We start from the raw sequence: 25,148 nt of genomic DNA on the forward strand, positions 1-25,148 counted from the left end.
ATAAAATATGTTTCTCAATATTGATCCTAATATAAAACTTAAAACCTTACTTGATATTCTAAAATGGGAAACAACTTCAAAACAACTAAAATGGCCAACAGCACTGCCGCTTACTTCCACTGATATTCCACCACAAAAATAACTAGCAGTAAAAATACACAGCTAAATCTCGATCGCTTCAGACAAGATGAATTTAAGGACGAGTCTGCACATTGTACATTAATTAGTACGTAACTACAGACGAGTTTCACGAAATTCATTAGTATCAAGCGATCGAGATTACGCTGTACGAGTAGCCTACATAATGCATGTAACCTTTCGAATTCAAATAGACGGTTTAAATATCTTAACCGATCTGGTATGGTCGGGACGGGTTAGTCCTTTTACTTTTGCAGGACCAAAGAGAGTGGTAAAACCCGGTATTAATTTTACCGATTTACCTAAAATAGATGTTATATTAATAAACCATAATCACTATGACCATTTAGACATCAGAACAATTAAAGATTTATGGGTACGAGATAAGCCTAAGATTATTACACCGCTAATGAATGACGTAATAATCAAAAAACATATTACCAATGCAGAAATTGTTACCTTAGGGTGGGGAGAGTCATATAAAGAACAAGAAATACAGTTAAATTCAAAAAGTTTCCAAGAAGATGAAATTAAAGGTGATGTAGAATTTTATTTAGAACCGACACAGCATTGGTCGGCTAGAGGAATATTTGATAAAAATAAAGCATTATGGGAAACTTTTATCATTAAAACTAAGATAGGAGATATTTGTTTTATAGGTGATTCAGGTTATAACGATACTCTTTTTAAAGAGATCGGAAAAAAACATAATATTTTAATAAGCCTTATTCCGATAATGAAACCAGTGCATATGCATCCTGAAGAAGCCGTATTTACTCATGTAGACTTAGGCGCTAAATATTTTCTATAGCTAGTCATTTTAACGTCTTTCAATTAGCTGATGAAGCATTTAATGCCGCTCCTTTGGGACTCTGACAAGCTATGAAAAAACATAATATTGATGAAAATAAGTTTATTATCCCTGAAATAGATGAATTTTTCCTATTTGTAAAAACGATTTATAGTTTATGAACTTAAATTAGATGTGTTTTGTCTACCCATACTATATATTTTACTGGATCCCGTGAATAAATCACAGGATGACAGAGAGGAATAATAAGCCATACCAACCACCCCTGAACGACACAAAATTCAGTTTATAATGGAGATAAAAGCATATTTATTACTGAATGAAAATTGCCAATTTCTGATTTATCACGAGAAGAGAAAACAGAACTACTCAATGGTTGTACTTGGGGCATTGCATTAGTCCATAATATTCTACCACTTTTTGCTTCTACTATTCCTATAGACATTATCTACATTACTTACTGAACAACCCAAAGCACTAATTAAAAAGTCACGTGTACGAGCTCCATTAGTCTTTATCATTTGTACATAATTAAGTAATACAAATATATCAGCTCCTGTTTTTTCTCCTAAAATTATAACAGGTTCACCTATATCTTGAGTCATTGAAAAAGCTTTTTAGGCCATAATAAAGGCGTATATAAAGCAGTATAAGTATTATTATAAGAGTTACGGAACGAGATACTAAATCATCAAGCTTTTGTGTTCTAATATCTTTGTGGTACAATAACTTAACTCTTAAACCATTCTTCTGCATTGCTAAAGAAATTTCTTGCTTCAACAATTATTCCAAATGATCTTCATAGTCATATTTACGTTCTTTGCAATTACCAATATCTAGCGTATATACTTCTATGTGCATCGGTAAAACTAATATTTCCTTGTATACATAAGATAATAAAAATTATAGATTTATGAAAAATTTTATGCATAACATTTAAAGTTAAAAAAATACAAATAAAGATACTTATTATTCATTATTTTCATCAAGATTTATTTTTTACCTATTACGGTTAAATAATATGGTCATAGAATAAGCAAGTACGGCAAACATGCAAAGATATAAAATCGGGAATAGGTTAAAATCAAATGATTTTATTACCTTTGCACAAATATAATTAGCAGTACCAGACATTAACATTGAGCCGATATTATGTCCTAAACTTATAACACGATAGCGTTCTTTAACTACAAAAGACTTAATAACTATACTATGAGCAAGAGCATTAAAAGGTGCAACTGATGCAGCTAACATTAAACTAGCTGCAAGCCCTAAATTAGTCATTTGATATTTTACTGCTATCACAAAAAATACACTTGCTGTAATAGTACATATAAATGCGATTTTTAATACCGAATTAACTCCTAAGCGATCGGCAATAAAACCGGCAATCGGCATGCAAACAGCAAAACATATTACTATTAAGACTGAAAAAGTACTCATAATAATACCAACTGAAGGTAATACGAGCGGTAAATATTGCTTCATAAAGATGATCGCAATTTGATATGTTGCTCCAAAACCTCCAGCTAAAAATATTAACCATGCAATATTTTTCCATTGCTTTTTAATTATAGAGCTAAGTTTTTTAATAGAATCTTGGCTATAGTGTGCTTTTTTAAACTCCGGTGTTTCATCAAATTGCCGGCGATAATAAAGAGTTATTAATGCAAGTGGTAAACTTAGTAAAAACGGGATACGCCAACCCCACTCCGGAAAAATATGAGAATTAAAGAAATTAGTTGCACCGATTCCGCATAATAAACCCATTACTCCTGTACATCTAGTTATTGCCGAGGTAGTAAATCGATATTTTGCTCCTAAATGTTCAATAACATAAATCGCTGCACCGTCATATTCCCCTCCAATAAAAATACCTTGCATGAAGCGACATAAAACTAAAATGATTGTACTCCACACTCCTATCGAGGGATAATCGGGCAATAAACCTATTATTAAGGTCGGGATTACAATACCGATAATCGTAAAACTTAAGGCTTTTTTTCGACCGTATATATCCCCTATACATCCAAAAATATAAGCACCCATAGGCTTTGATAAATATGCTGCTGCATAAACAGCAAAAACATTTACAAGCTTTGTTAATAGATCAGTACTGGCTGAAAAGAATTTATCAGCGATAATTGCTGCTGAAAAACCATATAAACTATAGTCGTAATATTCAATAATAGTGCCTAAAAAAGCACCGAGAACTTTATTGCATGATTTTGTTTGTTTCATTTTAAAGGTATACTGTGAGTAAACGAAAAGTAGGTAGACGAAGTTTAATTTGGAAAAGAGCAAGGCGTCTTGAAGCTGATAACCGCAGCGTATGTACTAGTACGTGAGGATTATCAGCAAAAGACAACGTAGCCAATTTTTCAAATTTAACGAGTATATATGACCACTTTGGCCGTTACTTAAAATCCTTCAAAGACCTTTATGTAAAGGTGGACTTCGTATATCTAAACTGAATTAGTATTAGACAGGGACGATGTCCTAGAAGTTAGTGGTAGTCCTAGGTTAATATTAAGCTCACGAACCAAGCAGCCAAGGACTAATATATCACTTTTCCATTTTACGTGCAAGGTTTTCTAGGTAACCTGCTATAGTAGCTAAGGTTTCTGCGAATTTTTCTTCGTCAGGATGATTTTTTTGAAGACCATTTTTATTAAGTTTTTCTGTTAGACTAGTTATTTCAGCTTGCGCATTAAGTGATGCCATAACTAATAATAGCTCAAAAGAGGCTGTGGGACTACCAAGTTTAATTTCCGCTATTTTATCATTCAATTTATTCGCTAAAGATAGCAACTCTTCCTCATCTCCATTATTACAATATAATTGAAAACTCTTGTTATTTAATGTTACCGTAACAATTGACATAATTATTTTTGCTGTTTTTTTATTTCTTCAAGTTCATTAATATAAATGTTAATTTGATCTAGCATTATTATATAATTATCTTTTAATGCTTTATTTTCGTTTTGTAATTTTTGAACTTCACGTTGATTATTTACAAGCATACTCAACAAATCATCGAGTTTATGTTCTACTTCTTCCATTAATTTCTTTAGACTGCTTACATAACTTGCTTCTAAAGGTAATTGGTACGTCGACCCTGTACTCGCATCCTCACGTACATCTATGTACGCTGCAGTGCCGTGTTCCGTGTCTCCTTCAAATGCCTCTTTATTAGCTTCGTTCTGTAAGCAATCTAATATTTCATTATCCATTTTCGTTTAAGCGTTAATTATGAATGGATGACTTACCATAATAATTGATAACATTATAATAGATATCAGTACTAATTGTTTTTTACGTTTATAATTTATCAATATCGTAGCTCTTTTATTATTTAATAATTTTTCGGTTTCGTTCTGTTGAGTAGCTTCTATCTGCTCTACATTTCTATCTTTTACATTAAGATAATCCAAGTATAATTTTAAGTAACCTCTTACGTATATTTCTCCCGGTAAAACATCAAAATCACCTTCTTCTAAAGCTATTAAATATTTTTTTCTAATTTTTAAATCACTAGATACCTGATTTAAAGTTTTACCTGAATCTAACCTAATTTGCTTAAGCATTGACGACATAATTTATTCAAGTTTTTGTAAGAATATTTCAAATTTCTTGTTTGCTAAAATAATTATATTTAAGTCTATAGTCTCTTGAGCTTTAATTTCTTTAATAAAATCAAGAAAATTTCTAACTAAGTTATTATTATTATCAATCCATAAATCTAAATCAATAGTTGTTTTAGATTTATTAATTATTTTTATTAATAATCTACGTTGTTTGTCATATAAATCATCTTTTAGTGATTGAATACCTAAGCGACGCCAAAATGAATCGTTCAATTGCCTATCACAAACTTTACGCAACCAATCAAGACTAAACATATCACTTATAACAAAATAAGCTTTTGCTATCTCTTTATTATTCCCTGAAGTCTGTTTTGTTACATATATAATGTCAAATACTGAAATTAAATTGTCAAATGTAGCGATAGTAGCAGCCAATGATTCCGCTACCCCGCTAGCGGTATAACAATTTAATTTTTCTTCAAATCTTATTTTAGTTTCTCCGACTAATAAAGTATCTACCGTTTTTCTTAAGTTTTGTGCAGGAACTCTAAACTCTTCTATAGTGTCACTAATATTAATAGGATGTTTTAAATTTTTAATAAACCATGAAATACCTCGACGCATTAATTTCGTTATTTCGGTAAACATGTCGATTTTTACATTGTAATCAATATTAGTAGGTAGCTTACTTATCGTTTCCCATATATCATCAAGATCAAAAATTTCACAAATAATGGTATATGACCTTATTATATCACAAAGTGGAGCCCCAATCTCACGCTTTACAATACTAATAAGCGGTCCCCCAAGCTGATTCATTATTTTATTTATAGTAACAGTTTTAATAATCTCATGTTTAAGTGGATGAGATAAAATTTCATTACGAAACTTGTTTTGCATCATTTCAGGGAAATAATCTATAAGATATGCATCAAAATATTTATCATGGGAAAAAGTAGAATTAATTAACTCATGATAAGCAGATCTCTTACTATATGATAGCAATATGCAAAGCTCAGGACGAGTTAATACTTCACCGCTAATAGCTCTGCTATTCAATTCTTCTGCACTAGGCAAGAATTCATTTTCCCGCTCTAATACTTTTTCTTCTTCTAAAATATCTATAAATTGACTAAGTATATTAACAGTTAAAGTAGGAGATAGTTGCATAATTGTTATTGCTTCGGTTTGCTTATAATTATCAAGTAATACTAACTCTTCAACTTGCTTTGTCATATCGTTTAGAAGTTTATTACGTTCTTCTAAAGTAATTTTTCCTGAGGTCATCGCACTACTTAAAGCAATCTTGATATTTACCTCATGATCGGAGCAATCAACACCTGCTGAATTATCAATAAAGTCAGCATTTATGCGCCCGCCTTTTTTAGCATATTCAACTCTACCTCTCTGTGATACCCCAACATTACCGCCTTCTGCTATAACTTTTGCTCTAATTTCTTCACCATCACATCTAAGGTTATCATTTGCTTTATCACCGATTTCTAAATTATTTTCCGTTTTAGCTTTGATATAAGTGCCTATTCCGCCATTCCACAATAAATCAACATCTGCTTTTAAAATAGCTTTAATTAATTCTTCCGGTGATAATTCATTATCATTTATATCAAGTAATTTTTTAATTTCCGGCGATAATTTTATTAATTTACTGCTGCGTTCAAATACTTTGCCTCCTTTAGAAATAAGCTTAGAATCATAATCAGACCAATTAGAACCCTTTAAATTAAATAAACGCAAACGCTCATTAAAACTTGATAAAGGATCAGGAGTAGGATCAATAAATATATGTTTATGATTAAAGGCAGCAACTAACTTAATAGCCTTTGATCCGAGCATACCGTTACCAAACACATCTCCCGACATATCTCCTATACCTACGACGGTAATAGGGTCTTTTTGGACATCGAACCCTAAAGTTTTAAAGTGATTAGTTACGGAAATCCAAACTCCTTTGGAAGTAATAGCCATTTTTTTATGATCGTAACCTGCAGAACCACCAGAAGCAAAAGCATCATCAAGCCAGTAATTATATTCTCTTGCCACACTATTAGCATAATCCGAAAATGAGGCTGTACCTTTATCGGCAGCAACCACTAAATAAGGATCTTCTTTATCATAAATAATAACGTCTTTTGGATGTACTACTGTACCGTCAATGATATTATCAGTTATGTCTAATAAACCTCTAAGGAAATTCTTATAGCATTCTACCACTTTTTCCATATATTCATCACGAGTAAGCCCTTCCTCAGTAAAATGAACATAAAAGCCACCTTTAGCACCGACAGGGACAATAACGGAATTCTTAGTCATTTGTGCTTTCATAAGCCCAAGGACCTCAAGCCTATAATCTTCTGCTCTATCCGACCATCTAAGCCCTCCGCGTGATACGGGACCACCTCTTAAATGAACAGCTTCAAAATTTCTAGAATAAACAAATGTTTCGGCAAACGGAACAGGTTTAGGTAAACCCGGTACTTTTGAAGAATCAAACTTAAATGAAAAAATATGTTTATGTGGTTGATAGTAATTTGTTCTAGTAATAGCATTAACTATACCAAGCATATTACGTAGTACTTTATCTTCACTACTCATCTCAACGGTTACTAAGTAATTATTTAGTTTGTCTTTGATTACGTCACAATTATTATCCGAATGTTTAGGGTTAAATTTTATATCAAATAGATTTACCAACATTTTTGTATATTCGGGATGTTTAAGTAACGTTAACTGTACATAGCCTTTACCATAACTAAATCCCGTTTGATGTAAATATCTTGTTAAAGCTTTGACGAGTTTAACTTGCTTCCAATTAAAACCTGCAAGCACTATTAATTTACTTAAAGAATCATTAGCAAGCATCCCAAGTGCCATTTTGTCTAAAGCTTCTTCAACATTTATTTTTAATTCGGTAATATTATCCTTTACAGGTACAATAGAAGTTAAGATAAAATTATATATCCAACTTTCTTTGATTTCGAGAACCTCCTTAATTGCAAAAGTTTGTTCATCAATTGCTTTAAAACCTAAATTTTCTATTGGCGGCAATATATTAGAAAGTGCAAGTTTTACTTTTGGACTATATATTTTTAAGTAAAATTCCGTTTCATTTACAGAAACTAGATTAAACATAGATTTTTGTAACTTACTTGCTTCCATTAGATATTCAATATCTACTAAAGCTATTTCCGGAGAAAATTTTTGCCGATAATCTGCCGAAAAAACATTATCAAAAAGCTTTAAATGAATACCTGCCTGATATTCGCCAAAATTTTTAGAAAACTTAAAATAAAAATCTTCATTCCAACGTGTAGAGATACGATCTAAATCTTGCTGTATCATTTCTGCTTCAAAATTTATTTTATGTTCCCCTTGTGCTTCAAGCATTACAAAAAGATAAGAAAAATTACCGGCTACTTCGGTGATATAGTTGGATAAAATTTTACTACCGAATTTTTCTGCTAAATAACAATCTATCATATTATGCATTTCAGCCGTTAAACGTTCTCGTGGCAGAAAAATTATAATATTAAGAAAAGAACTAGACCAATCATATTGAATAAATAATTTAAGCTTCTTACTCATTATACTTGAGAGCATATGTAAACACATACAATATAAATCGCCTTGATCAATTTGTATTAAAGCTTCTCTCGGTAATGACTCCATTAAAATTCTTAACTTATCGGCATTATAACCAGATAATGCAAAACCGGCTTTCTCAATTACAAAATTAAATTTTTGTCGTAGGATTGGAATATTACTTATTGAATGGTAATACATATTTGAATTATATATACCAAAAATTATACTTCCTGAAATATATTCACCCGAAGAGTCAAATTTTTTCACTAAGATATAGTCGATTAAATTATCTGAATAGATAAGCGACGCACTATTTATTTTACCGAGTATTATTAATTGATTTTGATATAAAGGATTAGCAGAACATTTTATAATATCATCAATCTCGTCTTTTACTTCTTGCCATATTTTTGCTGCTCCTATTTCATTGCTTAATTTTAAAGATTTTACCTCAAAATCAAGAGTCCCTAATAAAACCAAATTATCGTTTTGTAACCAATTTAAGAATTCTTTAGCCTCTTTAAAATTTAATTTATAATTATCAATTATATTTTTAGATAAATCTTGTAATTTTGTGAGTAATTGCGGTAAATGACTATAGCTTTGCTCTAACTTTTCTAATCTTTCATTTATAGCCTCGGTTAAAAATGTAGTAGTTTTATCATCAAAATTGCCTAAAATGGTTAAATGTAGTATTGATTCTGATTTTTCATCCGACACAGCATTTTCTAATATTTTTTCCAATTCTCCTGTACTATTTCGGACACAGTTTATTACCGGATGGAGTAAAAACTTAGTTTGCAAATTCATGTTTTTAAGCAGACATATGATAAAATCAACAATATGTGGCTTATTATCAAGTAATATCAAGACATTTATTGCCGGATCATTTTCGATAACTGCCTTTGTTATTGCTATTTTTCTTGCTCTTGCTATCCTGTGCTTAAAAAACTTAAAGGCTTCATCTGCAAAATTTTGAAATAATTGTGCTCTATTCTCAAAATCATAATCTATCGGAATATAATTTAAAAACTTTTGAACAAAATCTATATATATGGAACTTGACTCACGTTCCTTGCTAAATTCTAGAATTTTAGTTTTATCATTCAGGATTTGACAATTTAAACGGCTAAAGTTTAAAGAGGTTGTTTTTGGGGTCATGATTTTCTTAAATAATAATATGATTATTTCTGTGGTTATTATATTATATAAAATAACTTAAGCAAGAGGCATAGAAAATAAGTGGGAACAATATTTGCACAAAGCTCTGCATTCGGTAAAGCAGGCGTAGCGGTTTTTAGGATTTCTGGTCCTAAAAGTTTAGAGGCTTTACAGCTACTTACCGGTAGAAAGGACTTTAAATCGAGATTAATGTATTATCAACAAATTACAGTCCCTGAAACTAAGGAGCTAATCGATAATGTTATGGTTGTTTATTTTAAGTCACCTGGTAGCTTTACCGGGGAAGACGTAGTCGAAATTCACACGCATGGCAGTAAAGCTATATCTATAATGCTGACAAATGCATTATTAAATATAGCTGGTATTCGTTTGGCAGAAGCAGGAGAGTTTACCAAAAGAGCTTTTTTAAATAACAAATTTGATTTAACGGCAGCAGAGGGGATAGCCGATTTAATTAATGCCGAAACTATAATGCAGCATAAGCAAGCAATTAGACAAGTAAGCGGCAAACTTGAAGAATTATATAATAATTGGCGTAGTCAGCTTTTAAAAATTATCTCGCTGCTTGAAGCTTATATAGATTTCCCGGATGAAGATATACCTGATACCGTCCTTAATGAAGTTACTAATACTCATACAATTCTTGTCAATACAATATCGGAATATCTTAATGATAATAGAAAAGGAGAATTACTACGAAGTGGTCTTAAGCTTGCAATTATCGGTCCGCCAAACGTTGGTAAGTCTAGCTTACTAAACTTCTTAATGCAGAGAGATATAGCAATTGTCTCAAATATTGCAGGAACTACTAGAGATATAATTGAGGGACATTTAGACATTGGCGGCTATCCTATTATTTTACAGGATACAGCAGGTATAAGAGAAGAAAGTAGTGACATTATCGAGCAGGAAGGTATAAAACGAGCTATAAATTCAGCTAAAACAGCAGATATTAAGATTATAATGTTTGATGCCGAAACATTAGACTCCTATATAAATGAAGATATTATTAATTTAATTGATGAAAATACTATCACAATAATTAATAAAATCGATTTAATCGAAGCTAGTAAAATCTTTTCTATTGAAAATAAATATAAATGCTTAAGAGTTTCAGTAAAAAATAATATTGCTCTTTCAAGTATATTAAAAAATATTGAAAATATTGCCGAAAATATGGCAGGATTTACCGAAACTCCTTATATAACAAATCAGCGTCATCGTAACTATTTACAACAAGCTCTCTCACATTTAACAGCTTTTAGCTTAGATAATGATTTAGTTCTAGCAACTGAAGATATTAGAATGACGGCACGCTGCATCGGTGCAATTACGGGTGTTATCAACGTAGAAGAAATACTAGGCGAGATCTTTAAAAATTTCTGCATAGGTAAGTAATATTGTATAGCTCGTTCTATGTCATTCTCGCAAGGTATTATTGCATGGACACCAAATCGTCATTGCAAGCAACTGCAAGGAGCGTGGCAACCTTATGAAACAGTAGATTTCTTGCATAACCTCTTTCTAAAGATAATTTATATGTCAATCCGGTACTCGCATCCGTTTCCTGTAAACTCTTCTTTTATAAGATAGGTTATGCAAGAAGTCTAGTACAAAATGCCTGAAATTGCCACGTCGATGCTATGTACCTCCTTGCAATGACGAAAAAATGAAACATTACAGCATAACAATCATCTTTCTCAAATCTTTCCATATATTAATTTATTTTAACTTTATCTTGACAAAAACATTAACATACTTTAGAAACCACCTTTTATTAATTAAAAGAGTAACATTATGGCATCTAATTCTCAATGCGTTATGCCTATGTTTGAAAATGAAATAGTAAGCAATTTACCGGGTAATATAAGGCACATCATTCATAAATTAAGTGGTACTATATTTTCATCAGTATATAGTACTGTTGAGGGAGCTTTTAAAAAAGGTTATATAGTGGATAATGCACAGTGTAATTGGAAAAACATTGAACAATCTTTCAATGAGTCCCCAAATGATTTTTCAATACTACACCAAGAGTGCAACAATGGTTTAAATACTCCAATAAATAATATTTTTATCGATGCTGAAAATAATCCTCATATACTTTTACAACAAGCCGTAACACCTCATCAAAACGGTACGGCTAGTATTCTTGGGCAACTTTATAAAGTAACGAATGATTATATGTTCTCTCAAGGCAATATTACCGAAACTAGCAGAGCTGATTTCTTAGGTTTAAATGAATGCACTACAGAAGAAGCTATGAGTGCTTTACAAAACTATAACGCTTATAAAGAAACTTTAATCCCTCGTGAATCGTTTATAAATACTCTTGAAAATACTCTAAATCACTTAGGTCTCTCTTTAGATAATGTATCTCCTACAGAAATAGGTAAAAATATTTTAGATCAACTCGGTAAAGCTTACACTGCCCCTACTACAGAAAGACCTAACGATGATACAAATGACGGTGGATATAGCGGTGCTTATATAGCTGGAGTAGCATTAGGAACATTAGCTGTAGGTACTATCTTAGGGTATTGCATTAAATATGGATGGGATTGGTATAAGGGAAGAAATATAAAAAATGAAAATTTAGATTTAGTAATGAAGAATAAAGAATTAGCATTTATAGAACTACTACATGAAAATTTTAAGAATAATGCAGTTATATTAGATGAAGTTATAAAAATTAATAATTTACATGATATTATAAAACTAGCAAAATCTATTAAGGAATATGAATTCTCAATACTACCACTAACTAATTTAAATAATGAAATTGTAAAATTAAATTCCCCATCTGCTATAGCAATAAACTTAGATTCTGCAAGCGGAATATTGCACGAAATATGTAAGAGTCTTGGCGGTGATGATAGTTTTAAGACTATCAGTAATTTTGCACACTTAATAACAATTATACGAACAGCAAATCCTCAGTCTGCAGAATATAAAGAAAGCATTACAGAAATATTTGAGATATTTAACCATCGTTACACAGATATTGACTATCAAAATTGCAAAATGCCGTTATTAGCTGATGTATCATCACCATACGACTTCTCAGGTATAGAAGTATAGAACGTTGTTAGTACCATAACAAACCATCATTGACTTTTTGAAAGTTATATATAAAATGATGCTTAGGGTAGCAAAGTGCTCTTTCGGGGTGTTGAAACCTCTGCCAAAAGTAAGAACATGTCTCACAAAACTGATGCAATCCTTGACTTCACAGTCGGGATCATAGTAGTTGTGTCCAAGATTTAAAGCTTAAGCTTAGAACCTAGAGGCTATTATGGCTATCGTTGATGGTTTTCTTACTCCACCGCAACCACCAAGAGTTTATTTCTCTGCGGTGGTTGAAACTTGAGCAGTTTAAAGTTTAATCAATCGGGAACAAATATGTCTGGCCAAAATACTAAAACCATCGAAAGACAAAGACCTATGACAAAAAGCGATATCGAAAGAATAGAATAACGCTTAGCAGAATTAGAAAAAATATTTAGTAATGAATTTATAGCCTTGAAAATATCATCATCTCATTTTATTAACTACCTACTATAAAAATAAGCACTAAGATCATTATTAACCATTATGGTAAATAGTGCAGAAATAGCAAAAGATGGTAAGGTTCCTATACCAGTTTCATCATATTAATGTAGAAAGGTAGATGCCTTAAAAGAAGGGAGAACATACATAATCACACCCGCCAATATTAGCATGATTATTCCTAGAATAATACTTACTATATTAAATTAAATGCATTTATAAAAGTAATATTAACCTACTTAATTAATTCGTGAGCAAATGAAGGTGGTAGTTGTTAAGCAATAATTATTCCTTCACCGATTGAGTCATGAGCTATTTCTGCCATTGATATAGAAACACCGTGAGGGATTACTAGATTGTTACTAAAAAGACGTAATACTTACAATAATAGCTATACCTAATACATTACCTAATTCATATGCTGTTTCTTGTAATGCTGCTGCACCTCCGAATTTCTCTGCAAGTACTGCATTCATCATAACTGTTACGGTGGTAGAGAGGCATAGACTACTTCCTATACCAAGCAATCCAAGATATATAATATAGTATTCGATAATAAATCTCTATAGTCTAATATACTAGATAAAATCAATGATATAGTAGTAAAGATAAGCCCACTAAACATTAATTACACGTGCGATAAACCGTGTGAGTAAATATGGCATAACTAAAGATACAATTAAAGCAAAAACTGCTGCAGACAACATATAAAGACCTGCATACAAAGGACTTACCCCTTTGATAAACTGTAACCATAAGGACATAAGATACATTATAGATCCTAAGGCACACGTAATCAGCAAATAAACTATTACTCCTATACTAAAATTGCTAATTAAGAATAAATGCATATCCACGAACGGATCATCAATTTTAAGTTGGCGTAAGGTAAATATTATTATAACACAATGCTAATTAATAGCATCCACCGAATACTAGATTCATAATACCGTATTTAGCCAACATCTTAATGCCTTGAACTAAAGCTGTCATCCCAAAAAACGATTGAAATACTCCTATCCAATCCCATGTTCATTATTAGGATTTAGATAATTCAGGAATCCAAACTATGCCAAAAGCAATAATTACTAATGCAATAGGTACATTTATAAAAAATGCAAATAGCCAACTTAAAAGCTCAACCAATACTCCTCCTAGTACTGGTCCTATAGCTGCTCCTACGGTTGCCATTATTCACCACACGAATATTGCGATCATACGTTCATGTGTATTATAAAGTGGAAGGCATTATCACTGATCCTCCTAACCCAAGTAAAGCACAACATAATACTAATCCCCATGCGCTATCAAATACATAAACTAACATTGAGGCGATGGAAAAAACTAGAAGCCCCCAAAGTAATAATCTTTTACGCCCAAATCTATCTCCTAATGCACCTGCGGTAATTAGAAGACCTGATAATACATCTGCATTGATTATCCATAATTGTTGTAAATTAGATGGTTTTAAATCAAGGATTATAGTAGGCATAACAGCATGCAAGACTGTAGCATCCATCGATACCAAAAGTAAGCAAATGCTTAAAATAATTAAAATATGCCATCTAAATTTAGATGTAGATGATGAATTATCTTTAGCGATATATTCAGTTTGCGGAAATTGTGATACCATATGTAATAAGTTATTTAATAAGGGTTTTACTAAATCTATCTTTTTTGAGAACTATGGAACTGTTAACAAGTAATTTAATTAGCTTTAAAATTTATTTTGTTAATAGCCCTAGGTTATTAATTCAGTTGGTAACATAGTAAGTAAATCCAAATCAATTAACCATAACACAAGTAAATTTAACATCTAAGCATCACCTAGTATGGAAGTCAAGATTTAATCTTACAAGCACAATAACATAAATAAAATTTGATTTTTCTTTCTCAAGCTTATATTTTAACTGGTAAGTTTATAATATAGAAATTTATGTCAAATACAGATAAGGAAAGAGCCGTTGCTGCAGCACTCGCACAAATTGAAAAAAGCTACGGTAAAGGTTCGGTAATGAAACTAGGGCAGCATCCGAATGTTGATATAGAGGCCATATCAACCGGCTCACTTGGGCTAGATATAGCTCTTGGAATCGGCGGTGTTCCCAAAGGTAGAATCATCGAGATTTTCGGTCCTGAAAGCTCAGGTAAAACCACTCTAACATTGCATTTAATTGCAGAAGCTCAAAAAAAGGGTGGTACATGTGCTTTTATTGATGCCGAGCATGCATTAGACCCTGCTTATGCTAAAAAATTAGGCGTAAATATTGATGAGCTTATTATTTCACAACCCGATACAGGTGAACAAGCCCTAGAAATTGCTGATACATTAATTCGCTCCGGCGGTATTGATATGATAATAATAGATAGCGTTGCAGCTTTAGTACCAAAATCAGAGATTGAGGGCGAAATGGGTGATGCTCAAATGGCTTCTCAAGCAAGGTTAATGAGCCAGGCTTTGCGTAAACTTACCGCATCAATTAATCGCACCAATTGTATTGCTGTTTTCATCAATCAAATCAGAATGAAAATAGGTGTGATGTTCGGTAGTCCTGAAACTACGACAGGTGGTAATGCCTTAAAATTCTATGCTTCTGTTAGGATCGATATAAGAAGAATCGGCTCCATTAAAGATAAAGAAGAAGTAATAGGCAGCCAAACCAAAGTAAAAGTAGTTAAAAACAAAGTATCTCCTCCATTTAAAACTGCAGATTTTGATATAATGTATGGTTCAGGTATTTCAAAAGAAGGCGAGATAATCGACCTTGGAGTTAAGCTTGATATTGTTGAGAAATCCGGCTCTTGGTTTTCCTACAAGAACGTACGCATAGGTCAAGGGCGTGAAAACGTCAAACAATATTTAAAAGAACATCCACAAATTTCCAACGAAATTGAGCAAATAATACGTGAAAAATCGTCAAAAATTACTAATATAAATCTTGATCAAACGGGGGAAGAAAATGATTGATTTAACAGGGAAAACTTCCTTAATTACGGGAGCTTCAGGAGGTATAGGCGGAGCTATAGCGAGGTTACTGCATAAACTCGGAAGCCATGTAATTATTAGCGGTAGTAATGAGGAAAAATTAAAATCCCTTGGAAAGGTTGTAAAAGATAATTATACGATAGAAGTATGTAATCTTGCCGATAAGGAAGAATGTAGCAATTTAATATCTAAAGCATTAAAGTTAGATATTTTAGTATGTAATGCCGGTATTACTAGCGATACGCTAGCAATTAGAATGAAAGATGACGATTTTGATAAAGTTATTGATATTAACTTAAAAGCAAATTTTATTTTAAATCGTGAAGCAATAAAAAAAATGATACAAAACAGGTATGGACGTATTATTAACATATCTTCAATAGTAGGCATTTCAGGTAACCCTGGGCAGGCTAATTATTGTGCTTCTAAAGCAGGTTTAATAGGTATGACCAAATCGCTCTCTTACGAAGTTGCAACCAGAGGGATTACGGTTAACGCAGTAGCTCCAGGATTTATTAAATCAGACATGACTGATAAACTAAATGAAAAACAAAGAGAAGCTATAGTACAAAAAATTCCGCTAGGCACTTACGGTATGCCGGAAGACGTGGCAAACGCGGTTGCATTTTTAGCAAGCGATCAGGCATCATATATTACCGGTCAAACTATACATGTAAACGGCGGTATGTTAATGGTATAAAAATTAATAAGATTATTTTGTGCTAGCATAAAATAATTTTTTGTGCTAGAAGTTCTTTTAAAGATAAAATGCGATGAATATTTTAAATAAATATTCATACAAGTTAAAATAAAGTCTAATAGCTGAATAACCGCTATTATACAGCATATAAAATAAAATGATTTATGGAGTTCAAAATTATGAGTACAACGGATAAGATCGAACAGAAAGTTATTGAAATGGTTGCTGAAAAGCTAAATAAAGATAAATCGATAATAACTACGGATTCAAGATTTATAGAAGATTTGAAAGCCGATAGCCTTGATACCGTAGAGTTAATGATGGCAATAGAAGTTGAGTACGGTATTGATATCCCTGATGATGAAGCCACTAAAATTAAAACCGTATCCGATGTTATAAAATATATAAAAGAACGCCAATCTTAATCTGCATAAATTAAATCCCTAATAGATAATTAAAAATGTCGAATCAAAGAGTAAACAAAAGAGTAGTTATTACCGGGCTTGGACTTGTTACTCCTGTTGGGCTTAATGTTAGCTCATCTTGGAAAAATATTGTAGGTGGAGTAAGCGGTATAAAAACTATTACAGAATTTGACACTTCTAAACTTGCGTGTAAAATTGCCGGACTTATAGATAACTCTGAGAAATATGGATTTAAACTTGAAAATTTCACACAAGCAGATGACATTAATAGACTAAGTAAAATGGATAAATTTATCCATTACGGAATAGCAGCTACAACCGAAGCAGTTGAAGATAGCGGCTGGTTACCCGACGATGAAAAATCTCGTGATAGGACTGGCGTGATATTAGGTTCAGGAATCGGCGGGCTTAAAATGATCGAAGATACCTCTATCAAACTTTATCAAGAAAATAACGGCAAAGTTAGTCCTTTCTTTATCCCCGCTTCATTAATTAATCTTTTATCCGGTCTTGTTTCTATAAAATATGGTTTTAGCGGTCCAAACCAAGCGGCAGTAACAGCTTGCTCTACAGGGGCACATGCTATAGGCGATGCTATGCGTATGATAAAGCACGGCTATGCCGATGTTATGATCGCAGGCGGTGCAGAAGCTCCCGTTACACCTGTCGGAGTTGCAGGTTTCGTTGCTGTTAGAGCATTATGTACTAAATATAACGATAATCCTGAAAAAGCCTCAAGACCTTGGGATAAAGACCGCAGCGGCTTTGTTATGGGTGAAGGCGCAGGCGTTGTAGTCTTAGAAGAATATGAGCATGCCTTAAATCGAGGGGCTAAAATTTACGGTGAAGTTATAGGATACGGCTCTACAGGTGACGCCTATCATATGACAGCTCCACATCCTGAAGGTAGAGGAGCTTATAGAGCGATGAGAGACGCAATGCTAGATGCAACTATCACGCCCGATATGATTGATTATATTAATGCACACGGTACTTCTACTACACGTGGTGATGGGATAGAATTAGCAGCCGTACAAAAATTATTTTTAGAAGCGAATCCAAAAGTTTTAATGTCTTCTACTAAATCATCAATAGGACATTTGCTTGGTGCAGCAGGAAGTGTTGAGTTTATCTTTTCAGCTCTTGCAATTAGAGACCAGATTGCACCACCAACCTTAAACTTAGATCACCCTATGGATGAGGTGAATATAGATTTAGTTCCACTTAAAGCTAAGAAAGCTCAGATAAATTACGTGCTTTCCAATTCGTTCGGATTCGGTGGTACTAATGCTAGTTTAGTGATTAAGAGTATACTCGTTTAATTTGAAAAATTGGCACAAAGTCCTATACTGCGGTACTCACGTATTAAGTATACTTTCCGCCCCTAATCTTTGGATTCCTTGCGCTTTTCCAAATTAAACTTCGTCTATCAACCCTTAACTAATGTCATTCCTGCGCAGCAGGAATCCAGTAAAACATATAAAAACTTATTTTTATTCTATCAAATATGTAATTTTGTACCAATATTAAGGTTATTTTTTTAGATTCCTGCTGCGCAGGAATGACATAAAAAACTAGCCAATAATCAACTATGACCCCAATTTATTACATTAAAGACGGTAACTTAAGTTTTACGGATAAAGTAATTTTATCTGATTTAGAACTTTATTTGTACAAAGGCGATAAAATTTGTCTTATAGGACGTAATGGTTGCGGGAAATCAAGCTTAATGAAAGTCATATCAGGTGATTATGAGTTAGATAACGGTGAATTATTTCAAGATCCTTTAGTTACAACCGGTTATTTAAAACAAGATATTTCTATAAAAACTCATCTAACTGTTTATGATTTTGTCTTACAACAAACAGATAGTACAAAAAAAATAGATAAATACCAAATCGATATAATTCTAGAAAAATTACAAATCAATGGAACAGATAATTTATCCACCTATTCAGGCGGTCAACTGAGGAGAGCAAGCCTTGCTAAAGCTTTAATATTAGAGCCGGGAATATTACTACTTGATGAACCGACTAACCATCTAGATATTGCAACAATCGAATGGTTAGAAAAATTTGTTAAATCTTATAACGGTGCTATTATTTGCGTTAGTCATGATAGAACATTCCTCTCAAATGTTACTAATAAAATTTGGTGGCTTGATAGAGGAATTTTACGTAAATCCGATAAAGGATTTAAATTTTTTGATGAATGGCAAACAATGATCATAGACCAAGAAGAAGCCGCTCTTCGGAAATTAAATAAAAAATTATCTCAAGAAAATGAATGGTTAAATGCCGGTGTTACTGCTAGACGTAAGCGGAATCAAAAGAGACTTGCGGATTTGAAAGCTTTAAGAGCAATAACACAAGAACAGACTGCAAAACTAGCTAGTTCAACACAAAGAGTTAGAGCAGAGCTTGCCAAAAATATAGCTAAAAGTAAATTCATTATTGAAGCAGATAATATTACTTTTAGTTATAAAAATACTAAAATTATTGATAATTTTAGCTTTCGTGTAAAAAAAGGCGAGAAAATTGGTATAATCGGTGCAAATGGCTCAGGCAAATCTACCTTTATCAAACTACTAACAAAACAGCTTACTCCTGAAAGCGGCAAAATTATATATGGCGGTAATTTAGATATTTCATATTTTGATCAACATAGAGAAAAACTAGAGTCTAATCATACATTACAACAAACTTTATGTCCTACAGGCGGTGATCAAGTATTTTTGCCAAACGGTAAAATCATGCATGTTGCCGGTTATTTAAAACAATTCATGTTTAATCCTAAACTATTTAATGCAAAAACTGCTATTTTATCAGGCGGTGAAGCTAATAGATTATCACTTGCAAAAATTCTAATTAACCCTGGAAATCTGTTAATTTTAGATGAACCGACTAATGACCTCGATATGGATAGTCTGGAAATTTTACTAGATATACTTGCAGATTATTCAGGTACTGTAATAGTCGTAAGCCATGATCGTGACTTTTTAGATAGGTTAGTTACTAGAACTTTAGTTTTTGCTCAAGGTAAAATTCATGATTTAACAGGAGGTTATGAAGATTATAAGCAGTATTTTACTACCTCTCCTATAGCCCAAAAAGCTTCAAAACCACTACCACTAACTTCTCAAAAAGAACCTCTAAATAAAAAGCTATCTTATAAATATCAGCGTTTGCTTGAAACATTACCCAATGATATTGAAAAGCTAGAAATATCCATCAAACACTTAGAAAAAGAACTTGAAGACGTTAATCTATATTTAGATAATCCTCAAAAATATAACCGCATTACTAACCAATTAATTAATGATAAAAAGATACTAGACGAGTTATTAAATCAATGGCTAGAAATACAATATTAATTTTTGTTAAAATTTTCTTGACTCGATTATTAACTTTTGTTAACGTTTCCTAGCGTTAATATTAAAGATGATGAGCATGTATGTCTGATATAACAGCTACATTAAAATATAAATTCGATAATTTAAAAGAGTATCTTAAAAATTCTTATTCTCGCTCTCAAATAGAAACAATTCTAGGAGAATTGAGTAGTTTACAAAACGAAGCAGCTTCATATGGCTTGAATTTTGATATATCTAATCTAAAAGAGAATGCTGAAACTAAGCTCAAGAGCTATGAAGTAGAACAATCTATTGCGAAAGCTAGGGTTCAAGAAGAAGAATTCCTAAAATCACAAAGCGCAATAAAACTTGCCGAAAAAGAAAAAGAAATCGCACAAAGAATTGCTGCACTTAATAATTTGCATAATGAATTTATAAAAAATATTACTAAAGATACTAAAAGAATTAAAGAAAGTAATAAACGTTTAGATAAGATAATAAATAAACTGGAAAAGGAAAACATTATTGATCATGAAGAGTTAAATCGTGAAATATTAACTCATGAAGAAATATTTAAACTAAATCAAGCGTATAAAGTATTACATGAAAACCATAAAAAAATAACTGAAGAACACAAAAAAGCACATACAGAATTAAATGTATTAAATACAACAATAACGAATTTATCACAACAATTACAAGAAAAAGGCTTAGCACCAAAAAAAGTTAAAGAATTAAAAGGAGAATTAGAATTTCACCAAGAAATGCTAAAAATACATAAAGCCTATGTAGAGAAGATTGAAAATAGTAAAAAAATATTAGATCAAGAAGTTATTAAACGTGAACAAGAACACAATATAAATAAAGATAAAATAAAGAAATTAGGAAGTGATATTAAAGAGCGTTATAAAAAAGAACCAGAAAAATATTTAGATGCATATGAAAAATATGTAGTTCTAAAAAATCAGCATAAAGCAATTAAGACAAACGGCGTTGTAAAAGATATAGAGCATCATAATAAAGTAATAAATAAAATTAACGTGGATAAAACTAAATCTTTAGCTAATAAAATCAGAGAACAAACACAAGTAAAAGATACTAATACTGGGAGTTTATCTCCTGCTCGTACTCCTAATATTAAAGTTACAAATAATAAAACGAGAGGAATTTAACTAAATAGTAATGTTTTATGTCTAAATTTAAAAAATTAACTTCTGAACAAAGAAAAGCAGCTTTAGAAGCTGCAAAAGTACAATTTGAAGAACAACAAAGACAACATAACGCAGTATTTAACGATGCTATGCAAGCAAGTAGTCAAATCCACCAATATAATCAAGATTTAGGTAATTGTGTGGATAATGCTTCCAAAGATATCAAACTTGCCGGTAAAGTTTCTAAAGGCGTATGTGAAATAATATAACATTCTAAAAGCTGTAACTACATAGTTGCAGCTTTTGTATCATTTTAAATTAAGCTTGAAAGACCTATTGCCTGTATTTTTTCTGACAATTTAAAGCTAATCTCACCTGGAAATATTACATTAATTTGATCAAGTTTTAAATCTTCTAAAGATATTTGCATTGATTTTGTAATGCCCGGTGTATTTGTATATTTAATTTTAAACCCCAACCGTCTTCCATTTTTAAAAATTAAAAGGTCTATTTCTGCTCCATTATGAAATGACCAAAAATAACATTCTAAGGTTTTCATACCAAGGCTGCAAAATACGGATCATAAAAGTTCCATCTAAAATATCTAAATAATGCTTTGCGGTATGATACGAGATAGATAAAGAATTCCCAAGTTCTGAAGCATTAAATATATTAGCGTGATAATGGCAAAGCATTAACCAAAACCTACATAACTGCATAAATGGCATTGTAAAACCTAAATTTGGTATATCTCTTTCTAAAAATGTTTAATGTAATTCTGATGCCATAAAGCACTTAACTCTTCATCATCTGCAAGATATGATAAAGGAAATCCGCCGCGTATCCATAATTGCTGAGTACCTGACACTTCAGATAAGGAAAAAGGTGTCATTTCAATATAACCTATTCTACCTGCTAGTGTTTCAGAACCTTGTTTAATTAAGTCTCTTGATGCACTGCCTAATACTAAAAATTTAACATCAGTTGTATCAACAAGAACTCTTAAAATAGGGAATAAATTCGGCGTATACTGAATTTCATCAATAATAACAAATCCTTTTAGATCAGACAAAGCAAGCATCGGTTCATTTAATCTTGCTAAATCTAAAGGATTTTCAAGATCAAAAATATTGATTTTAGGAATATTATAAGCTTCTACGAATTGTTTAGAAAGTGTAGTTTTTCTGCACTACCTTGGTCCTAACAAGGCACAAACTTTATGAGTTTTAAAATGTTTTATTATTGATGAAAGGAATTGTTTTCTAAGCATTTAAATTAGTACCATAAAAATTAGAAACGTAATATCTAATTCTCAGTATAGCAAGAAAAAACGACAAAGTTAAAATGCTTTTTCTCGTTCTGCAACTATAATCGCATGTATTTTTTTAAGCGTCCGGTCAAAGTCATCGTTAGTAACTACATAATCATACTCATTAGCATGTGATATTTCGTTTTGTGCCGACTGCATACGTAATTTTATTGCTTCTTCATTATCGGTCGCTCTATTTCTTAAGCGTTGTTCCAATACTTCAATATTAGGAGGCAATACAAATATAGCAACAACCTTAGTAGCATTTTTCTTAATACTCCTTGCTCCTTGCCAATCAATATCAAACAAAACATCCAAGCCTTGATTTAATAAAATTTCGACATATTCTTTAGGTGTACCGTAATAATTATCGTATATTTTAGCATATTCAAGGAATTTATTCTGCTTAACTAATTCTTCAAACTCTAGACTGGTCTTAAAGTAATAGTTTATACCCTCTACTTCTCCTAAACGTGGTTTTCTTGTAGTTGCTGAAATAGATAAACGCAAATTATTATCTATTTTCAATAATGCTTTAGCTAAACTCGACTTACCTGTACCTGAAGGAGAAGATAAAATTATAATCAGTCCTTTAGAGTTCCTCGAAAGTTCTACTTCTAGAGGTAATTTAGACGTCGCTACGGTGCTACATTCCATGTCTCCTTTAAATTCCTCTCTATAAGCGAATTTCTGCAGAACTCTTGTCTTTTTTGTTGTCATATTTTATGTTTTATTTCGTAGGTACAGCATATTTCAGAAAGATTTAGACAAGATGAATTTAAATGTGAGCCTGCGAAAGCAGTAGGTAAACTATGTGAGTACAGACAAATCATGCAAAATTCGCTTGTATCAAGCTTTATAAATTATTCTGTACTTTTCTTTTTATTACCTCATCCATAGTACAATTAAAATATTTTGCTATTTTTAAAATAGTATCTATTTCAGGGTTGAATTCACGATTAGCTTCCGCTCTCATAATTCTGCTAACAGTCGTATAAGGGATATTAGTGACTTCGGCAAGATATTTACGATCTATCTTTTCTTGTTTTAATTTTTCTTCTAAAAATTCTTTTACTTTAGTAGCAAGTGCCATATTACCTCTGAATAAATAAAGGATAGATATATACAAAGTGTGTCGAGTAGTACCAGCCTTGTTACATGGATCGAAAAGCCTACTCAATGTCATTCCCGCGTAAACGAAAATCTAGTAAAACCATATAAAAACAAGTTTTTATATGGTTATTTTATCAAATATATAACTTCTGTAGCAATATTGAAGTTATTTTGCTGAATTCCCGCCTACACGGGAAAGCTTTGTGGCGTGGATCAATTCCACCTCTGTCATCCTGCGACTTGATCGCGGGATCCAGTTAAAAATACTAAAATTATTAGTATTTTTTATTGTTGTTTGGCCCCCGTGGTCAAGCCACAGGGTGACACATAGGGGATTGTACCGGTCCATGCAACAAAGCCCCGATTCTGCGGTAATGACATAGAGTACAAAAAAACAGAAATTACTCCTTAGGCAATAATACTTGTACAAATTCCGTTTTAGATAGATCAGCTGCTACGTTTACTATCACATCATGTTCCGTAACTCCAGACACATAGCCCACTAAAATACCTGCAGGATAAATATTACCGTGTCCAGAGGTTACTATCTCCTCATCTTTCTGTACTAAATGATTGTTAGGCAAGTATAAAATTTTACTATTATTATTATTACCTGCTAAAATACCTTGTTCTCTTGAAGAATTAGCTTTAATAGGTATTCTAGAATTAACATCACTAATTAACATTACTTTAGCATAATTATTACTCACTTCTATTACTTTCCCTACTAATTTTCCCGAATTAACAACGATTTGATCAGGTTCAATGCCTTGCTTTTTACCTGCAGCAATCAAAGCAATTCTAGAAAAGGGATTAAAGGAAACACTCAGTAGTTTAGTAGTAATATATTCAAATTCTTCTTCCTCAGCAATCGCTAACAAATCTTTTAATGCAATGTTTTCGGCTCTTACCGATTCTACTTCACTTTGTAAATGTTGTAATCTTGCTATCTCAAGTTTAAGTTCTATATTTTGTCGTTCTAAATCTTGAAAATAAACAAATTTTTGTGTTATTGAATTTATATATTCAAATATATATTCATAAACTGCTAAACCGGTTGATACTATACTACCGGTTACTTCAAGTGACATACTAGATATTTTTTTAGGTGTAGTAAAAAATAAATATACAGACAATCCAAGCACAAATATAACAAAAAAACGCTTAAGAGTATTTGATATTATTCTTATTAATTCTAATGAATTTGAAGAATTTTTTACTCTATTTGCAAGTATTGCCATT

At 31.9% G+C, this 25,148-nt stretch carries 21 protein-coding genes, 1 other RNA gene and 2 pseudogenes; 11 read left to right on the top strand and 13 right to left on the bottom strand.

Translation table 11 applies throughout. The features are described 5' to 3' along the window. Positions 1–7: 7 nt before the first annotated feature. Together QUD19_RS01195 and QUD19_RS01200 are read left to right on the top strand one after the other, a co-directional pair. Positions 8–319 (top strand): annotated as a pseudogene (locus tag QUD19_RS01195) (palindromic element RPE3 domain-containing protein); the annotation flags it as partial. Further along, a complete protein-coding gene (locus QUD19_RS01200; RefSeq protein ID WP_498808653.1) occupies positions 305–949 on the top strand; it encodes an MBL fold metallo-hydrolase in 645 nt (214 codons plus the stop codon). The pseudogene QUD19_RS01195 and the gene QUD19_RS01200, both read left to right, overlap by 15 nt. 410 nt (positions 950–1,359) lie before the next feature. Here QUD19_RS01200 and QUD19_RS01205 read toward each other — a convergent pair whose 3' ends face one another. From QUD19_RS01205 to QUD19_RS01235, 7 genes are all read right to left on the bottom strand, one after another. Beyond that, entirely contained in the window at positions 1,360–1,554 is a 195-nt protein-coding gene (locus QUD19_RS01205) for a hypothetical protein (RefSeq protein ID WP_498808276.1), read from the bottom strand. Between the two features lie 394 nt (positions 1,555–1,948). Then, positions 1,949–3,190 (bottom strand): MFS transporter, encoded by a 1,242-nt coding sequence (locus tag QUD19_RS01210; RefSeq protein WP_498808277.1) that lies wholly within the window; start codon positions 3,188–3,190, stop codon positions 1,949–1,951. A gap of 156 nt (positions 3,191–3,346) precedes the next feature. Continuing rightward, positions 3,347–3,505, bottom strand: a non-coding RNA gene (gene ssrS / locus QUD19_RS01215) — 6S RNA. A 9-nt stretch (positions 3,506–3,514) separates the two neighbouring features. Continuing rightward, positions 3,515–3,832, bottom strand: a complete 318-nt coding sequence (locus QUD19_RS01220; protein WP_498808278.1) for a cell division protein ZapA — start codon at positions 3,830–3,832, stop codon at positions 3,515–3,517. A 2-nt stretch (positions 3,833–3,834) separates the two neighbouring features. After that, positions 3,835–4,182: a palindromic element RPE1 domain-containing protein gene (locus QUD19_RS01225; RefSeq protein WP_498808279.1), complete on the bottom strand. Its 348-nt coding sequence runs from the start codon at positions 4,180–4,182 to the stop codon at positions 3,835–3,837. A 6-nt stretch (positions 4,183–4,188) separates the two neighbouring features. Next, positions 4,189–4,545 carry a helix-turn-helix domain-containing protein gene (locus QUD19_RS01230; protein ID WP_498808280.1) on the bottom strand — a complete coding sequence of 119 codons (357 nt, stop codon included), beginning with the start codon at positions 4,543–4,545 and terminating at the stop codon, positions 4,189–4,191. A 3-nt stretch (positions 4,546–4,548) separates the two neighbouring features. Further along, positions 4,549–9,300 (bottom strand): NAD-glutamate dehydrogenase, encoded by a 4,752-nt coding sequence (locus QUD19_RS01235; RefSeq protein ID WP_498808281.1) that lies wholly within the window; start codon positions 9,298–9,300, stop codon positions 4,549–4,551. Between the two features lie 81 nt (positions 9,301–9,381). Between QUD19_RS01235 and mnmE the strand changes: the two genes are divergently transcribed. Together mnmE and QUD19_RS01245 are read left to right on the top strand one after the other, a co-directional pair. Then, on the top strand, positions 9,382–10,719 hold the full coding sequence (mnmE, locus tag QUD19_RS01240; protein WP_498808282.1) for a tRNA uridine-5-carboxymethylaminomethyl(34) synthesis GTPase MnmE: 1,338 nt from the start codon (positions 9,382–9,384) through the stop codon (positions 10,717–10,719). A gap of 399 nt (positions 10,720–11,118) precedes the next feature. Beyond that, positions 11,119–12,402 carry a DUF5460 family protein gene (locus QUD19_RS01245; protein ID WP_498808283.1) on the top strand — a complete coding sequence of 428 codons (1,284 nt, stop codon included), beginning with the start codon at positions 11,119–11,121 and terminating at the stop codon, positions 12,400–12,402. Between the two features lie 1,506 nt (positions 12,403–13,908). Here the strand turns inward: QUD19_RS01245 and QUD19_RS01250 are convergent. Continuing rightward, the gene (locus QUD19_RS01250; protein WP_498808284.1) at positions 13,909–14,061 is read right to left on the bottom strand and encodes a hypothetical protein; all 153 of its coding nucleotides are present in this window, start codon (positions 14,059–14,061) and stop codon (positions 13,909–13,911) included. 40 nt (positions 14,062–14,101) lie between these two features. Further along, the gene (locus QUD19_RS01255; RefSeq protein WP_498808285.1) at positions 14,102–14,503 is read right to left on the bottom strand and encodes an MFS transporter; all 402 of its coding nucleotides are present in this window, start codon (positions 14,501–14,503) and stop codon (positions 14,102–14,104) included. Between the two features lie 303 nt (positions 14,504–14,806). Here QUD19_RS01255 and recA point away from each other — a divergent pair, with 303 nt between their 5' ends. From recA to QUD19_RS01290, 7 genes are all read left to right on the top strand, one after another. Beyond that, the gene (recA, locus tag QUD19_RS01260; RefSeq protein ID WP_498808286.1) at positions 14,807–15,838 is read left to right on the top strand and encodes a recombinase RecA; all 1,032 of its coding nucleotides are present in this window, start codon (positions 14,807–14,809) and stop codon (positions 15,836–15,838) included. Further along, positions 15,831–16,556, top strand: coding sequence for a 3-oxoacyl-ACP reductase FabG (gene fabG / locus QUD19_RS01265; protein ID WP_498808287.1), 726 nt, complete (start codon positions 15,831–15,833; stop codon positions 16,554–16,556). Before recA ends, fabG begins: the two co-directional genes overlap by 8 nt. A 164-nt stretch (positions 16,557–16,720) precedes the next feature. Further along, entirely contained in the window at positions 16,721–16,981 is a 261-nt protein-coding gene (acpP, locus tag QUD19_RS01270) for an acyl carrier protein (RefSeq protein ID WP_008579292.1), read from the top strand. 35 nt (positions 16,982–17,016) lie between these two features. Continuing rightward, positions 17,017–18,303 (top strand): beta-ketoacyl-ACP synthase II, encoded by a 1,287-nt coding sequence (fabF, locus tag QUD19_RS01275; protein WP_498808288.1) that lies wholly within the window; start codon positions 17,017–17,019, stop codon positions 18,301–18,303. 269 nt (positions 18,304–18,572) lie between these two features. Then, a complete protein-coding gene (locus QUD19_RS01280) occupies positions 18,573–20,354 on the top strand; it encodes an ABC-F family ATP-binding cassette domain-containing protein (RefSeq protein WP_498808289.1) in 1,782 nt (593 codons plus the stop codon). 80 nt (positions 20,355–20,434) lie between these two features. After that, positions 20,435–21,505: an actin-based motility regulator RoaM gene (gene roaM / locus QUD19_RS01285; protein WP_498808290.1), complete on the top strand. Its 1,071-nt coding sequence runs from the start codon at positions 20,435–20,437 to the stop codon at positions 21,503–21,505. Positions 21,506–21,522: 17 nt separating this feature from the next. After that, entirely contained in the window at positions 21,523–21,753 is a 231-nt protein-coding gene (locus QUD19_RS01290; RefSeq protein ID WP_498808291.1) for a hypothetical protein, read from the top strand. Positions 21,754–21,797: 44 nt separating this feature from the next. On the opposite strand, the pseudogene QUD19_RS01295 reads toward QUD19_RS01290, so the two are convergent. The 4 genes and pseudogenes from QUD19_RS01295 to mreC form a co-directional block, all read right to left on the bottom strand. After that, a pseudogene (locus QUD19_RS01295) lies at positions 21,798–22,754 on the bottom strand (ATP-binding protein). 69 nt (positions 22,755–22,823) lie between these two features. Next, positions 22,824–23,513, bottom strand: coding sequence for a guanylate kinase (gene gmk / locus QUD19_RS01300; protein ID WP_498808292.1), 690 nt, complete (start codon positions 23,511–23,513; stop codon positions 22,824–22,826). Between the two features lie 136 nt (positions 23,514–23,649). Next, positions 23,650–23,886, bottom strand: a complete 237-nt coding sequence (locus tag QUD19_RS01305) for a helix-turn-helix domain-containing protein (protein WP_498808293.1) — start codon at positions 23,884–23,886, stop codon at positions 23,650–23,652. A gap of 421 nt (positions 23,887–24,307) precedes the next feature. Then, positions 24,308–25,147: a rod shape-determining protein MreC gene (gene mreC / locus QUD19_RS01310; protein ID WP_498808294.1), complete on the bottom strand. Its 840-nt coding sequence runs from the start codon at positions 25,145–25,147 to the stop codon at positions 24,308–24,310. Position 25,148: the final 1 nt, after the last annotated feature.

The organism is Candidatus Rickettsia kotlanii (assembly GCA_030295365.1).
GTDB classification, from domain to species: domain Bacteria; phylum Pseudomonadota; class Alphaproteobacteria; order Rickettsiales; family Rickettsiaceae; genus Rickettsia; species Rickettsia kotlanii.

Excerpts from the sequence above, each read along its gene's own strand:
- QUD19_RS01290 (WP_498808291.1), top strand. The coding sequence starts at position 21,523 with ATGTCTAAATTTAAAAAATTAACTTCTGAACAAAGAAAAGCAGCTTTA.
- QUD19_RS01305 (WP_498808293.1), bottom strand. The coding sequence starts at position 23,886 with ATGGCACTTGCTACTAAAGTAAAAGAATTTTTAGAAGAAAAATTAAAA.
- QUD19_RS01200 (WP_498808653.1), top strand. The coding sequence starts at position 305 with ATGCATGTAACCTTTCGAATTCAAATAGACGGTTTAAATATCTTAACC.
- QUD19_RS01205 (WP_498808276.1), bottom strand. The coding sequence starts at position 1,554 with ATGACTCAAGATATAGGTGAACCTGTTATAATTTTAGGAGAAAAAACA.
- mreC (WP_498808294.1), bottom strand. The coding sequence starts at position 25,147 with ATGGCAATACTTGCAAATAGAGTAAAAAATTCTTCAAATTCATTAGAA.
- roaM (WP_498808290.1), top strand. The coding sequence starts at position 20,435 with ATGTCTGATATAACAGCTACATTAAAATATAAATTCGATAATTTAAAA.
- QUD19_RS01245 (WP_498808283.1), top strand. The coding sequence starts at position 11,119 with ATGGCATCTAATTCTCAATGCGTTATGCCTATGTTTGAAAATGAAATA.
- fabG (WP_498808287.1), top strand. The coding sequence starts at position 15,831 with ATGATTGATTTAACAGGGAAAACTTCCTTAATTACGGGAGCTTCAGGA.
- QUD19_RS01220 (WP_498808278.1), bottom strand. The coding sequence starts at position 3,832 with ATGTCAATTGTTACGGTAACATTAAATAACAAGAGTTTTCAATTATAT.
- QUD19_RS01255 (WP_498808285.1), bottom strand. The coding sequence starts at position 14,503 with ATGGTATCACAATTTCCGCAAACTGAATATATCGCTAAAGATAATTCA.
- QUD19_RS01225 (WP_498808279.1), bottom strand. The coding sequence starts at position 4,182 with ATGGATAATGAAATATTAGATTGCTTACAGAACGAAGCTAATAAAGAG.
- acpP (WP_008579292.1), top strand. The coding sequence starts at position 16,721 with ATGGAGTTCAAAATTATGAGTACAACGGATAAGATCGAACAGAAAGTT.
- QUD19_RS01210 (WP_498808277.1), bottom strand. The coding sequence starts at position 3,190 with ATGAAACAAACAAAATCATGCAATAAAGTTCTCGGTGCTTTTTTAGGC.
- QUD19_RS01235 (WP_498808281.1), bottom strand. The coding sequence starts at position 9,300 with ATGACCCCAAAAACAACCTCTTTAAACTTTAGCCGTTTAAATTGTCAA.
- QUD19_RS01250 (WP_498808284.1), bottom strand. The coding sequence starts at position 14,061 with ATGGCAACCGTAGGAGCAGCTATAGGACCAGTACTAGGAGGAGTATTG.
- QUD19_RS01280 (WP_498808289.1), top strand. The coding sequence starts at position 18,573 with ATGACCCCAATTTATTACATTAAAGACGGTAACTTAAGTTTTACGGAT.
- recA (WP_498808286.1), top strand. The coding sequence starts at position 14,807 with ATGTCAAATACAGATAAGGAAAGAGCCGTTGCTGCAGCACTCGCACAA.
- fabF (WP_498808288.1), top strand. The coding sequence starts at position 17,017 with ATGTCGAATCAAAGAGTAAACAAAAGAGTAGTTATTACCGGGCTTGGA.
- gmk (WP_498808292.1), bottom strand. The coding sequence starts at position 23,513 with ATGACAACAAAAAAGACAAGAGTTCTGCAGAAATTCGCTTATAGAGAG.
- QUD19_RS01230 (WP_498808280.1), bottom strand. The coding sequence starts at position 4,545 with ATGTCGTCAATGCTTAAGCAAATTAGGTTAGATTCAGGTAAAACTTTA.